At 40.1% G+C, this 13,641-nt stretch carries 14 protein-coding genes; 3 read left to right on the top strand and 11 right to left on the bottom strand.

Annotated elements, in window-relative coordinates:
- From tatC to PISS_RS15250, 7 genes are all read right to left on the bottom strand, one after another.
- Entirely contained in the window at positions 1–741 is a 741-nt protein-coding gene (gene tatC / locus PISS_RS15280) for a twin-arginine translocase subunit TatC (RefSeq protein WP_013466202.1), read from the bottom strand.
- A gap of 49 nt (positions 742–790) precedes the next feature.
- Positions 791–1,123, bottom strand: a complete 333-nt coding sequence (gene tatB, locus PISS_RS15275; RefSeq protein WP_013466201.1) for a Sec-independent protein translocase protein TatB — start codon at positions 1,121–1,123, stop codon at positions 791–793.
- A gap of 5 nt (positions 1,124–1,128) precedes the next feature.
- A complete protein-coding gene (gene tatA, locus PISS_RS15270; RefSeq protein ID WP_013466200.1) occupies positions 1,129–1,389 on the bottom strand; it encodes a Sec-independent protein translocase subunit TatA in 261 nt (86 codons plus the stop codon).
- 79 nt (positions 1,390–1,468) lie between these two features.
- Complete coding sequence (ubiB, locus tag PISS_RS15265) at positions 1,469–3,070, bottom strand: ubiquinone biosynthesis regulatory protein kinase UbiB (RefSeq protein WP_028834688.1); 1,602 nt, start codon at positions 3,068–3,070, stop codon at positions 1,469–1,471.
- 17 nt (positions 3,071–3,087) lie between these two features.
- A complete protein-coding gene (locus tag PISS_RS15260) occupies positions 3,088–3,747 on the bottom strand; it encodes a ubiquinone biosynthesis accessory factor UbiJ (protein WP_013466198.1) in 660 nt (219 codons plus the stop codon).
- Between the two features lie 12 nt (positions 3,748–3,759).
- Positions 3,760–4,515 carry a bifunctional demethylmenaquinone methyltransferase/2-methoxy-6-polyprenyl-1,4-benzoquinol methylase UbiE gene (gene ubiE, locus PISS_RS15255; protein ID WP_058155366.1) on the bottom strand — a complete coding sequence of 252 codons (756 nt, stop codon included), beginning with the start codon at positions 4,513–4,515 and terminating at the stop codon, positions 3,760–3,762.
- 108 nt (positions 4,516–4,623) lie between these two features.
- Positions 4,624–5,583: a GGDEF domain-containing protein gene (locus PISS_RS15250; protein WP_058155365.1), complete on the bottom strand. Its 960-nt coding sequence runs from the start codon at positions 5,581–5,583 to the stop codon at positions 4,624–4,626.
- Positions 5,584–5,925: 342 nt separating this feature from the next.
- Between PISS_RS15250 and PISS_RS15245 the strand changes: the two genes are divergently transcribed.
- Together PISS_RS15245 and PISS_RS15240 are read left to right on the top strand one after the other, a co-directional pair.
- The gene (locus PISS_RS15245; protein ID WP_058155364.1) at positions 5,926–7,704 is read left to right on the top strand and encodes a DUF885 domain-containing protein; all 1,779 of its coding nucleotides are present in this window, start codon (positions 5,926–5,928) and stop codon (positions 7,702–7,704) included.
- Positions 7,705–7,781: 77 nt separating this feature from the next.
- Entirely contained in the window at positions 7,782–9,263 is a 1,482-nt protein-coding gene (locus PISS_RS15240; RefSeq protein WP_058155363.1) for an FMN-binding glutamate synthase family protein, read from the top strand.
- A 69-nt stretch (positions 9,264–9,332) separates the two neighbouring features.
- Here the strand turns inward: PISS_RS15240 and mtnK are convergent, their stop codons facing one another.
- Entirely contained in the window at positions 9,333–10,550 is a 1,218-nt protein-coding gene (gene mtnK / locus PISS_RS15235; protein ID WP_024602242.1) for an S-methyl-5-thioribose kinase, read from the bottom strand.
- A gap of 130 nt (positions 10,551–10,680) precedes the next feature.
- Here mtnK and mtnA point away from each other — a divergent pair, with 130 nt between their 5' ends.
- Positions 10,681–11,706 carry an S-methyl-5-thioribose-1-phosphate isomerase gene (mtnA, locus tag PISS_RS15230; RefSeq protein WP_058155362.1) on the top strand — a complete coding sequence of 342 codons (1,026 nt, stop codon included), beginning with the start codon at positions 10,681–10,683 and terminating at the stop codon, positions 11,704–11,706.
- Between the two features lie 63 nt (positions 11,707–11,769).
- Here the strand turns inward: mtnA and PISS_RS15225 are convergent, their stop codons facing one another.
- From PISS_RS15225 to PISS_RS15215, 3 genes are read right to left on the bottom strand one after another with little or no spacing between them, the layout of a single operon-like run.
- Positions 11,770–12,312, bottom strand: coding sequence for a 1,2-dihydroxy-3-keto-5-methylthiopentene dioxygenase (locus PISS_RS15225; protein WP_058155361.1), 543 nt, complete (start codon positions 12,310–12,312; stop codon positions 11,770–11,772).
- Positions 12,309–12,995, bottom strand: coding sequence for an acireductone synthase (gene mtnC, locus PISS_RS15220; protein WP_033103525.1), 687 nt, complete (start codon positions 12,993–12,995; stop codon positions 12,309–12,311). Before mtnC ends, PISS_RS15225 begins: the two co-directional genes overlap by 4 nt.
- Positions 12,992–13,609, bottom strand: a complete 618-nt coding sequence (locus PISS_RS15215) for a methylthioribulose 1-phosphate dehydratase (RefSeq protein ID WP_013466190.1) — start codon at positions 13,607–13,609, stop codon at positions 12,992–12,994. Before PISS_RS15215 ends, mtnC begins: the two co-directional genes overlap by 4 nt.
- Positions 13,610–13,641 lie beyond the last annotated feature (32 nt).

Raw genomic sequence — 13,641 nt, 5'->3', positions numbered from 1 at the left:
TTATTCCTTAGATTCTTGTTGTGGTTTTGCGGTATAAAATTTAGCTAAAATTAAACCAAGCTCAAATAAAAGCAGCATAGGTAGTGCCAATAGGGTTTGTGAAAGCACATCAGGAGGCGTTAAAAACATTGCCACTACAAATACGCCAACCACTATATAGGGGCGCTTTTCTTTTAGACTTTGTGTGGTTGTTGCACCGCTCCAGCAGAGCAACATAATTGCAACTGGGATTTCAAATGCGATCCCAAAAGCAAAAAAAAGCTTGAGCACAAAGCCTAAATAACTACTTATATCGGGCGCAAGCGTCATCATTTGCGGCCCTACACTGGTGAAAAACCCTAAAATTATAGGTAGCACCACAAAGTAACAAAAAGCAATGCCACTATAAAATAAGATAATACTGGAAGCCAATATGGGCATCAGCATTTTCTTTTCATGTTGATATAAACCCGGGGCTATAAACCCCCAAATTTGATGCAAAATCCAAGGAATGGCAGCAAATAAAGCAACAAACAACGTCAGCTTAAAAGGGGCAAAAAACGGTGCAGTAACATCCGTTGCAATCATAGTGGCTGTACTAGGTAAATGAGCAACTAAAGGAGCGGCTACAAAGGTATAAATATCGTTTGCAAAGTAAATTAAGCCAATAAAAATCACTAAAATACTTAATAACGATTTAATTAGCCGGTCACGTAATTCAATTAAATGAGCGACAAACCCTGATTTTACTTCCTCAGTCATTGTGTTTTATACCGTGTATTAAGTGCATGAAAAAAAGAGAGTGCTATGTTCACTTTGAGTCATCTGTTTGTTGGCTATTTGATGCTGGCGTTTGACTTTTTTTATAGCTATGGGTGACTGATTGCGCCGCTTGTTGTAGCTCAGAAACAGAGTTTTGTAGGTCAGGACTTAAATCTTTAAGACCTTGTTGCTCTGCTTTTTTTAGATTTTCGTGTAGTTCATGCACACGAAGCTCCTCGCTCACCTCCGCTTTTACGGAATTGGCCATTGCTTTTGCTGTTTTAACCCAACGGCTCACAGTTCTAATAGCGACAGGTAAGCGCTCAGGACCAAGCACCACCAAACCGACAATAAATACAACAACAAGCTCCCACATTCCCATGCTGGTTAAACCTTGTCGTTGTCTTTAGTTTTGCTAGTTGTACTTGAATCGATAGGTGTTGATTCTGCTGATTTTTCAATGTGTTCTGTTTTATTTTCGCTGGCTTGTTTTTCAGCGCTTTGCTCATCCGACATCGCTTTTTTAAAACCTTTAACTGCGCCGCCTAAATCACCACCGATACCGCGTAGCTTTTTGGTACCAAATAAAAGTACAATGATTGCAAGTACAATTAATAGCTGCCAAATACTAATACCACCAAACCCCATGGTTTTCTCCTGCTTTTAAAGCCGTTAATATTAAGATTAAATGCTGATTATACGCCCACAGCGGTAAATAGCACTTAGTTTATGCGCGGCGCCAAGCCGCTATAAAGCCAACTACAGCACAGCCTAAGACAACGCCAGCAGCCATTAAGTTGTGTTGTAAATAAAATAATGCTGAAACAATCATCGCTGCACTACTAAAAAGTCCTAAAACCAAGGGTTTATGTGAAACCGTTGATGTTGGAGGTTGTGCGTGCGGTGCTCGTTTTAAATTTTGATAAATTAAATCAGGCAACTCAGGCATTTTTTCTGCCCAAAACGGTAAGTTTGCATACATTTGCTTTAGTACAGAAAGCGGGCCAACCTGTTGTTTTACCCAGTCTTCTAAAAACGGTTTTGCGGTTTTCCACAAATCTAGTTGTGGATAAAGCTGGCGACCTAAGCCTTCAACATACAACAAGGTTTTTTGTAATAATACGAGTTGTGGTTGAACCTGCATATTAAAACGACGTGCAGTATTAAATAAATTAACCAGTACATGGCCAAATGATATTTCAGCAAGTGGTTTATTAAAAATGGGCTCGCAAACGGTACGAATGGCAAATTCAAACTCTTCAATGCTGGTATCGGGCGGCACCCATCCTGAATCAACATGTAGCTGAGCTACTTGGCGGTAGTCACGATTAAAAAAGGCAATAAAGTTTTCAGCTAAATAACGTTTATCTTCTTTGTTAAGTGTTCCCACAATGCCGCAATCTATGCCAATATATTTAGGATTGTGCGGGTTTTCGCGCGACACAAAAATATTGCCAGGGTGCATATCTGCATGAAAAAAACTATCGCGGAATACTTGGGTAAAAAACACTTCCACTCCGCGCTCAGCTAGTAATTTCATATTGGTATTTTGTGCCATCAGTGCTTCAGTATCTGACACCGGAATTCCGTAAATTCGCTCCATAACCAGCACATTATTGCGGCTGTAGTCACTGTATACTGTTGGAATATATAGCGATTCTGAGCCTTCAAAATTACGTTTTAATTGAATGCCGTTAGCACCCTCACGCATTAAGTCGAGTTCATCGAGTAATGTTTTTTTATACTCTTTAACCACTTCTACAGGGCGTAAGCGTTTCGCTTCATTAATTAACTTACCAACAACTTTAGCTAATTTTTCCATTAAGGCTAAGTCGGCGTTGATTTGTTGCTCAATATTAGGGCGAATAACTTTAATAACAACATCTTGCGATTCGCCCTGCGCGTCAACGAGGGTGGCAGTATGCACTTGAGCAATTGAGGCCGATGCCAAGGGGGTTTGTGAAAACTCGCTAAATAGCTGGCTAATATCATCTATTTCTAATGCTTTTTCGATGATCTTTTGCGCTAATTCACCTTCAAAAGGTTCTACCTGATCTTGTAAAAAGGCTAACTCTAGCGCGATATCGTGGGGTAACAAGTCACGACGGGTTGAGAGCATTTGGCCAAATTTTATCCATACCGGGCCAAGTTGTTGCAGCGCTAAACGAAGTCTTAAGCCCGGGGGTTTATTTTTGTGTTGGTTGCGCAACCAAAACAAACTTCCTCGTGCAAGTTTAGCAAACCAAGGTACTTTGTGTTTTGGAATAAGCTCATCGAGTCCGTAGCTAAGCAGGGTTTTAGTTATGTAATACAATCGGGCAGTTGACACAAAAAATCCTTAGCGCGTTAAAGTGCTTTAATTAGGGCGTTAATGCGTTGCTCAATGGCAGCAACTTGGCTTTTTAGTGCTCTATTTTGTTGTTTAAATTGCGCAAGCTCTAATGGGTGAATTGTAATTGCCAATTCATCTTGGAACAGGCTAATCAAGGTGCTATCGAGCTGTGATTTTGCTTTTTTACCTTGCTGCTTAAACGACTGAAAGTGCAAATAAAGTTGCTGTGCAGGTGCATCCCCAACATACTTTGCTAGTTGCTCTGGCCAATCAATGTCTAAACTTGAAAAGGCGGAGCTATAATTTTGAGCTATGTTTAAATCCCCTTGCAAATCAAGTTTGTCTTGACGTATAAGCTGGGTAAGCATGGCTGGATTTTTAAGAGCTAACAAGGTGTTTATATTGGCACTGATCATACAGTCAGCGTCAGCATGTGCTAATGCAGTGTAAAGATGTAGCTGCTGATTGGCATAAGTAATGGCTATTTTTTGCTGCCAATCTCTAACTTCAACTAATAAACGCTGATGTTCTACCGCTTTTAGCTTATCGACTAAGCTCGGGTCGAGTTTAAGCGCTTGATTTAATACTTGTTCAATAAGCGAAAGCACAAAGCTCGGTAGCATAAAAAAACTGCTTTCAGCCGATTGTTCTTTATTGTTTTCTTCAAGCGCCATAAATTACTAACCTTAGTATTTAAACCCACGGTGAAGTGCAACAATGCCGCCTGTAAGGTTTTGATAAGTCGCTTGTTCAAATCCTGCTTCGACCATCATCGCTTTTAGCGTTTCTTGATCTGGGTGCATACGAATTGACTCAGCTAAATATTGGTATGATTCACTGTCGTTAGCAACCAACTTACCCATAGTAGGTAAAATGTTGAAAGAGTAAAAATCATACGCTTTGCTCAACAATTCTTGCTCTGGTTTTGAAAACTCAAGAATGAGTAAACGACCACCTGGTTTTAAAATACGATACATAGAGCGCAGCGCTTTATTTTGATCCGTCACATTACGTAAACCAAAAGCAATCGTAATTAAATCAAAGCTATTATCAGGGAAAGGCAAGGCTTCGGCATTCATTTGTACGTAATCAATGTTGCCTACAAGGCCTAAGTTATGCAGCTTTTCGCGGCCTACTTTTAACATTGAAGAGTTTATATCACCTAAAACAACCTGACCGGTTTCGCCAACAAGCAGGCTAAACTTTGCAGTTAAATCGCCAGTACCACCGGCTAAATCTAATACATGATGACCTTTACGAATACCTGAGCTGGCAATTGTTTGACGTTTCCATAAACGATGAATACCAAAAGACATGAGATCATTCATAACATCGTACTTTGTCGCAACAGAATGAAATACATCAGCAACCATAGAAGCTTTTTCGGTTTCGGCAACAGTTTTATAGCCAAAATGCGTGGTCTTTTCAGGGTTCTCGTTCATGATTAATCTCTATCGTGGTAATAAAGACTAGTGTACTTGATTGTGCACCAAGGGTGCAATTTGAATATGATTTATCAGTTAATTTTATTGTTTGAACAGTGTACTGGGTTATTGAGAAGAGCGTGACTTAAAAGCGGCGTTTGAGGCACTTTTAACCAGCTGGTTAAAGTCGCCTTGTTGTTGCTCAGTGATCCCTAGTGAGAGAGAAATGGGGGGTAGTTTTAGATCGCTTTTTGAACTAATAAAACGTAGCTTTTCAACTCCGCTTATCACTTTTTGTGCAATAAGGTTAGCGGTTTCGGGTTCTATGTTAGCAAGTAAAACGATGAATTGATCTTTTGCAGAGCGCCCAGCTAAGCCACTTTGCGAAACATATTTTTGCACTTGCTTAGCCACTTTATTTAAAATCACTTCGCCAATGGCATCGCCAAAATTATTAATAAAATGCTCTAAATTATCAATTTGAATTGCAATAGCTGAGATTGATTTGTCTTGTTTTAACCATAACTGTGTTTGTTTGGTTAAATAATGGCGTTTATATAAGCCAGTTTGTGGGTCAATCACATGTTGTTTGCGTAAAGTATTAAGTTGTTTTTTAGTTGCTTCGTGTAGTTTTTTGGCCTGACTTAGTTGGTGTTTAAATTGTGCTTGTTGCGTTAATAAAAGCTGAGTTTGTTCATTAAGCCTTTCTAAAGCAATACGGCTGTTGGCAATATTATTTTCATCTAGAGAGTGCATACAGTCATTAACATGACCTGCAAAGTCATTTAGCTTTTTTTCGGTCTGTTGAGCATTTTGCGATAGTGAATTGATCACGCCATTGACGTTTTCAATCATTGCTACTTCGGTTTTATGCCCTTGATTTAAATATTCAAAATAGAGTTGTTCAATAAACAGCTCATCAATATTTTGATGGGCATCTATGGCATCATCAATGGCATTATTAAGCGCGAAATGGACTTTACTAATGTATGTATACACAACTTGAAAATTTAAGGGGGTAGGAGGCAAAACATGATGCTCTAAAAACATACATACTTTTGTCATTTTTTCTTGTGCTAAAGCCATGGAATCATGGAACATCATTTGCAATTACCAACCAAATACGCATAAATGCTGATTTATAAAACTCGTCCAATGAGGCAATTTGCTTCCAAGCAACGATACAATAATCATTATATCCGTTATTTAAAAGTAAAATGAGTCGGAGTTGGCTAAAATAGTATTATTAATGAGGTAACCGTTGTTTTTCTGAGCAATTACTCTAAGTTATTTATAGTTTTGTATTAACTTAAGTTAATACAATGTCTCACGGGCGTATATTTTGCGCAGTTGGTCGTATATCTATTTGCTATTTATCTAGGCTACGATAGGTTTATCACATCTGTAATATTACTAAGATCACTCACTATGAATTTATCTCTTTCAAAACAAATGCGTCTTTCCTTATTAAGTGTCACTTTAGTGTGCTCACTAAGCGCGTGTCAGCTCACCGCAATTAATGCGGATCAACAATTTACGCAAGCGGCTGAGAATATAGTACAGCATCGCCAAAATGTTAGCCCGTATAGTAACCCCGAAGGAGTTGATGGCTACTTATTACCTAATTTGTCAGCTGAATTTTTAGCGCAGCAATATCAAAAAAACACCCAGTTATTGGCTGATTTAGATGCCATAGATATAAGTAAGCTCAGTGATGAAAACCAAATTAACTACAGTATTATTCGAGCTCAAGTGCAAAATAGTGTTGATGAATATGTATTTAATACGCACTACATGCCTTTAACGTCAGAATATGGCTTTCATTCAAGCCTATCGTTTATTGTTAATAGCTCTGATTATAAAACTGCACAAGATTATCAACACTATTTAAAGCGATTACAGCAAGTGCCGCGCTTTTTTGAGCAAAACATAGGTTGGATGCGCAAAGGATTAGAGGTTGGTTTAACTCAACCCAAAGCGGTGTTAATTGGTTATCAGGACTCGATTACTGCTTACATTGTTGATGACGTCACACAATCTGAATTTTATAAGCCATTTTTAAACAATACCGCGGGTTTAAGTGATAGTGAATTTGCAGCGTTACAACAACAAGCTAAAGCAATTATTAGCAGCCAAGTTATTAATGCCTACAAAGACTACTTAACTTTTTTTAATAACGAATACTTACCAGGCGCACGTAGTGATATTGGTATTTCGTCAACACCGAATGGTGAGGCCTTTTATGCAAATCGTGCTAAATATTACACCACCACACAAATGACCCCAAAAGAAATACATGAGCTGGGTTTAGCGGAGGTTGCGCGCATTCGTAGTGAAATGGAAGCGGTTATTAAAGAAGTAGGTTTTAAAGGCACATTTGCAGAATTTATCCACTTTTTACGAACAGATCCGCAGTTTTACGCCACAACGCCTGAACAATTATTAAAAGAGGCCGCGTACATTGCCAAAAAAATGGATGCACAGTTACCTAAATTATTTCATACCTTACCACGCAAACCCTATGGCGTAGCGCCGGTGCCTGCCAATATTGCACCTAAGTACACTACTGGGCGCTATTCAGGTTCGAGCCGTGATGATCAAGCCGGCTTTTATTGGGTGAACACGTACGCTTTAGATAAACGACCACTTTATGCTTTAGAAGCGTTAACTTTGCACGAAGCTGTTCCGGGTCATCATTTACAAATTTCACTCAATGCAGAACTTGAAAGTTTACCTAGCTATCGCCGTGATGCGTATTTATCAGCGTTTGGTGAGGGCTGGGGACTGTATTCAGAGTACTTAGGCGTTGAAGCGGGTTTTTATCAAGACCCGTACAGCAACTTTGGTCGTTTAACCTACGAAATGTGGCGTGCTGCACGTTTAGTGGTTGATACGGGTATGCACATGTACGGCTGGAGTCGTGAGCGTGCAATGAATTTTATGGCCGATAATACGGCGCTTTCATTGCACAATGTAAAAACAGAAACCGATCGTTATATTTCATGGCCTGCACAAGCGTTGTCATACAAAATTGGTGAGTTAACAATTAAACGTCTGCGTGCAGAGGCCGAGCAAGCATTAGGTCAGCAGTTTGATATTCGTGAGTTTCATCATCAAATATTGCGCCATGGTTCAGTGCCTTTGTCGGTGCTTGAGCAGCAAATACGTTTGTATATACAAGCAGAATTAGCAGAAACAGATAGCTAATAGCGCATTATTTTGAAACTATAAAAGCGTGGTGTTATTTAATGACATCATGCTTTTTTAGCATTTAAGGATAAGTAATGAGTCAATTTATAATGTTCAGTATCGATGTGTTTGCCAGCTTATTTATTGTTGTATTGGGATTGCTGGTTATATTAATTGCTATTTTTTATGTTCGAGATGTTACCCAAACAAAGCATGCTATTAGGCGTAATTATCCAGTAATTGGACGTTTTCGGTACTTTTTTGAACGCCAAGGTGAGTTTTTTCGTCAGTATTTCTTTGCTCTCGACCGTGAAGAAATGCCCTTTAATCGCGCCGAACGCAGTTGGGTATATCGGGCTGCTAAAGATGTTGATCATACGGCTGCTTTTGGTTCAACCCAAAGCTTAGAAACGACAGGCACCGTAATGTTTATGAACTGCGCATTTCCTACCTTAGATGAAGAAGCCCTAGCGCCTAGCAACGTAACGCTTGGGCCTTATTGTAAATTTCCTTACACCACAAATTCGTTATTTAATATATCGGGCATGAGCTTTGGCGCGTTATCCAGTCCTGCTGTACGTGCACTCTCAAAGGGGGCAAAATTAGCCGGTTGTTGGATGAACACGGGGGAAGGCGGACTTAGTCCGTATCACTTAGAAGGTGGTGCCGATATCGTGTTTCAAATTGGTACGGCTAAATATGGTGTACGCGACGAGCAGGGAAATTTAAGCACAGAAAAACTAAAAGCAGTTGCTGCACACCCTGCAGTTAAAATGTTTGAGCTGAAAATGAGCCAAGGCGCCAAGCCAGGTAAAGGCGGTATGTTACCTGGGCGAAAAGTGAATGCTGAAATTGCTAAAATAAGAGGCATACCTGAGGGGCAGGATTCAATTAGTCCAAATGGGCACCCAGAAATAAAAAATCCAAACGATATTCTAGACATGCTCACCACGATAAGAAGTACAACCGGTAAACCGACAGGCTTTAAAGCGGTAATTGGTGAACATGCTTGGTTAGAAAGTTTATTTGCCGAGATAAATCATCGTGGTATTGAGTCTGCACCCGACTTCATTACCATAGATAGTGCTGATGGTGGTACCGGCGCTGCGCCTCAGTCTTTACTCGATTCGGTGGGGTTACCGCTAAAAGAAAGTCTTCCTTTAGTTATTCAGTTACTAAAAAAGCATGGCCTTAGAGAGCGAGTTAAAATTATTGTCTCTGGCAAATTAATTGTGCCCTCAAAAGTTGCGTGGGCATTAGCACTGGGTGCCGACTTTGTTGTGTCTGCACGTGGACATATGTTTGCACTAGGCTGCATTCAGGCTATGCAATGTAATAAAGATACCTGCCCCACAGGAATTACTACGCATAATGAACGTTTACAACGGGGCTTGAATGTTGAAGATAAAGCGCAGCGGGTCGCAAATTATAATAAATACATTCATTACGGTGCGGGGCTTATTGCACATTCTTGTGGCGTTACCAGTGCCCGCGAATTAAAGCGCAAACATGTGCGTATAGTGCAAGAGAGCGGTCTTTCTGAGCCGCTAGATAAAATGTACGAGCACTATCATTAAATATAGCTTAAAGGCGCTTAAAGCGCCTTTTTTAATAAAATAAAGACTTAGTTTAGGGTCAAACAGACCCTAATTTAAATGGCTTATTAGCAAGCTGAAAAACGCGTCTTTAGTATCGCAAGTGTGGGCATTTAAAATCAATTGCTCACCCAGTGCTAATGTTTGTTTTTGTACGTTTAACCGTGCGGCCTCATCGGTAATGCCTTCTATATCAATTACATTAGCAAGGCCTATAGTGCGTCTAATTAGCTCTATGCCACAGTAGCCAATAGCATCTTGTAAAACATGTTTCATAAAATACTCTGCGTAGCCTGAAGCTTTAAGTGTTTCATCAGTTGTTTGCTTATTTATGAGCTCAAACCACTGTTGTTCAAATGTGGCGTAGCATTCAACCAATGTACTTAATAAATGGGTTTGATAATTACGACGTGCTACAAAGTCGTCAATGCGACCGTGCTGAGCACAGTAATTTAGTAGTAAGTTACCGATAAAAGATCCAATATCAAAGCCAATAGGGCCAAAAAAGCCAAACTCAGGGTCGATCATTTTAGTGGTAGTTTGATTAACAAAAATACTTCCGCTGTGCATATCGCCATGCAACAAGGTTTGTGGGTTCGATAAAAAGTTAGCTTTTAGCTTTGCTACTTCAAGTTTTAATGCCCCGTTTTTACGAATAGCCTCAACTTCAGTTTGTAATTGTGCCGGATAGTTGTTGCGTTCATGCTCTGTGTACGGATCGCTAAAAAATAAATCTTCAGTAATTTGGCACAATTCAGGGTTAGTAAATTGGCTAATACGTGCTTTTTTATCTTGCGCTAATAAATAAAAGTCAGAGTTATAAAAGCCCGTTTGGCTTAAATACACAGCTACGTGGTGAGAAAGGTTTGGAAATTGTTCAGCATTATTTTGCGCTGTTCGCAAAATTTGCAAATCACCTAAATCTTCTAAAATGGTCAGAGCTAAGTCTTTATTGTAATGTAAAACAGTAACCGTATGCGCAGGGCAAATAGCCCCATGATTAAGTAAAACTTCTGCCTCTATGCGTGCTCTATCAAGTGTTAATGGCCACGACTCACCTACACAACGCGCATACGGTAAAGCTTGCTTTAATATAATACTGTTGTTTTGCTCATCCGTAATTCTAAATACTAAGTTGAGATTACCGTCACCAAACTCATAAGCGGTAAGCGCTTGCCCCGGCTTAAAAAAGTCGTATTGATTAGATTCAATTAACGAATTGATGTAATTAATAGCGTGCTGTGCATTAAAAGCAACATAGTTAGTCATGGTTTTATTCTCAATAAAGATGCATTTAAGCATTCTATACCTTTAAATGTTTAGATGTCTACAAGTCTAACTTGAGAGTTCTTCAAAGTGGTGTAAAATAACCCTACGCACTTCTAATCTTTTGAGCCTTATGCAAAATTTAATCGCAAGCAGTTTAAAATATGAAAATAGTACGCTGAGCGTACTTGATCAATATTTGCTTCCTCATCAACAAGTGTGGCATGAATGCCACACTGTAGAGACCATGAAAGAGCTGATCATCAGCTTAAAAGTGCGTGGTGCGCCACTTATAGGCTTAGGGGCCAGTTTATTAATTGCTTATTTAGCTGAGCAAGGTATGACTAGAGACGCGCTTGCAACCGCCATAAATGAGCTAGAAGCCACTCGCCCAACAGCGGTTAACTTAATGCATTGTATGGCGGCGTTGCGCCAAGCGCTTAAACAAACTGATTATGTTGCCAGTATTGTTGCAACGGCTGAGCAGTTATTTATTGAAGACATTGAGCTATGTGAGCGTATGGCAACACGTGGTGCCGAGCTAATAAATAGCGGCGACAATATATTAACTCACTGTAATACCGGCGCTTTAGCCACTGCGGGCATAGGTACTGCATTGGGTGTTATTTATAAAGCACAACAAGTCCATGGCAATGTCCATGTGTGGGTGGATGAAACGCGCCCCTTACTGCAAGGTGGGCGTTTAACTGCGTTTGAATTGGAGCGTTGGCAAATACCTTACACGCTAATTTGCGATAACATGGCGGCCAGTTTAATGGCTGCAGGTAAGGTAGATAAAATTGTTGTAGGGGCTGATCGTATTGCTGCTAATGGCGACTTTGCCAATAAAGTCGGTACTTATAATTTAGCGGTGCTTGCGCATTTTCATAATATTCCATTTTATGTGGTAGCACCGGTTACTACGCTTGATCTAAATACTGCCCAAGGTAGTGATATAGAAATAGAGCAACGTAATCCACAAGAAGTGCGTGGTGTTAGTGGTAGTTTTGGCGAGGCATTGTGGGCTCCCACTAATGCTAATGTATATAACCCCGCATTTGACGTAACACCCGCAAAGTTGGTTACTGGGTGGGTGTTAGATACCGGTGTTTATAACCAAAGTCAGGTAGAAAATGGCGTGCTCACAAAGCTGAAGTAATTTTGCGATGCGTTTGGTCCACGTTATGTTTATTAGTGTGGACCAGGGTTTTGAATGATTAAATTACGGTAATAATGGAAATTGCTTTGAAATCGGTGATTCCGTGCTTTGTGCTACCCAACCTTGTGTATTGTTAAATAGACGAATAGCGGTAAATTCTGGGTCGCTACCCATATCAAACCAATGAGGTGTCAGTTCAGGTACTGAGATCAAATCGCCTTGTTGGCAAAGTACTTGGTACACTTTACTGCCAATGTGTAAGCAAAATAACCCTTGGCCTTTTACAAAAAAGCGTACTTCGTCTTCGCTGTGAGTGTGTTCAAATAAAAATTTTTTGCGCAATTCTGAAGCATCAGGGTTGCCTTTAGCTAGTGATATAACGTCAACAGTTTGATAGCCGCCTTGCTGTTTTAAGCGTTCAATATCGCCGCTGTAGGCAGTTAAAATATCATTATTACTGGTGCTTTCAGTGATCTCGGTATTTGCCTGCCATTGCTCAAAACGCACATTAACCTTAGCAAGTTCAGCGGCAATATTTTGAACGTCGCTACTGGTCAGCAGTGCATTAGTGGCGTCAGAATCTGCAAAAATAGTGAGTTGGCTCATGCTAAATGCTCCGCTTTAAATTGGCTAAAATCGTTAATGTAGCTGTGCTTTGATGAGCTTTCTTGCCCATCGCGAATTAAATGTAAGGTTTTAAGCCCAGCGGTTTTTGCAGCATCAAGCTCTGCAACTACATCACTTAAAAACAATACTTCGTCTGGGTTAAAAGGCAATTGCGTTATTATGTTTTCATAGGCGCTTGGCGCTTGTTTGGCGCCTACTTTGGTGTCAAAGTAATCACTAAATAGTGGGCGAATATCGCCAAAGTCAGAATACTGAAAAATTAAATGCTGTGCTTTCACAGAGCCCGACGAATAAACGTATAACTGTTGGCCAGCTTGCTTTTGTTGTTGTAAAAATTGATAAGCATCTGGGTATAAGTGACCAGTAAAATCACCGTTTTCATAGCCTGTTTGCCAAATTAAACCTTGTAATTGCTTAAGTGGCGTTATTTTTTTATCTTCTTCAATCCAAGTAAGTAAAGTGCTAATAACGGTGTCGATATCGGCATTAGGCTCGTTAATTTCAGCTTTTACAGCGCTAATTTGTTCTGCTACTTCAGGCTGTTCTGTGTGACTGCGCACAAATGCAGGCAGTTGTTGTGCGGCATAAGGAAATAGCACATCTTTTACAAACGAAATACGCGTAATAGTGCCTTCAATATCAGTTAGCAATGCTTTGATCATAGTGCGGTTCCTGTTATTTTTAAGCGTTCTAGCTCGCAACTAAATAAAAACTCTAATGCCTCTAAATGGCGGCGAACTTCATCAATGTTACGGCCAACAGCATATAAACCATGACCTCTGATCAATACGGCATGCTTAATTGGTGAGTGTAAGTGATGGTCGCTCACAAGTAGGCTTAAACGGTCTATATCTTGATCGTTATCGAAAATAGGGATGGCCAGTGATTCTAAGTGCGATGTAATACCGCTGAGCGCTTTTTGCATCTCGTAGCCGGTTAGTTCAAGCTGATGGCGTTGAATAATATTTGAAAGTACAGTTGCCGCTACCGAGTGAGTATGCAAAACATATTGCGCGTCAGGAATAAGTTGATACAAGCTCAAATGCAGTTGTGTTTCGGCTGAGGGTTTTATTGCCCCTGCAACACGCTCACCTAAATGATTTAATTGTAGAAAATGCTCAGGCATTAACGCGCCTTTGTCGTGGCCACTGGCTGTGACTACAAAGCCCGTACTGGTGCGAGCTGAAAAGTTTCCACCTGTTGCGGGTACCCAACCTTTTTGACTGACCCATTTTCCGGCTTCAATAAGTTCTGAAATAGCGGTATTGTTTTGCATACATTCCTCACTAATGAGCATAAAGCTATTTG

Source organism: Pseudoalteromonas issachenkonii (assembly GCF_002310795.1).
Taxonomy (GTDB): Bacteria; Pseudomonadota; Gammaproteobacteria; order Enterobacterales; family Alteromonadaceae; genus Pseudoalteromonas; species Pseudoalteromonas tetraodonis.
Note: the sequence above shows the minus strand (reverse complement) of the source record. Positions and strands in the feature narration are given on the sequence as shown.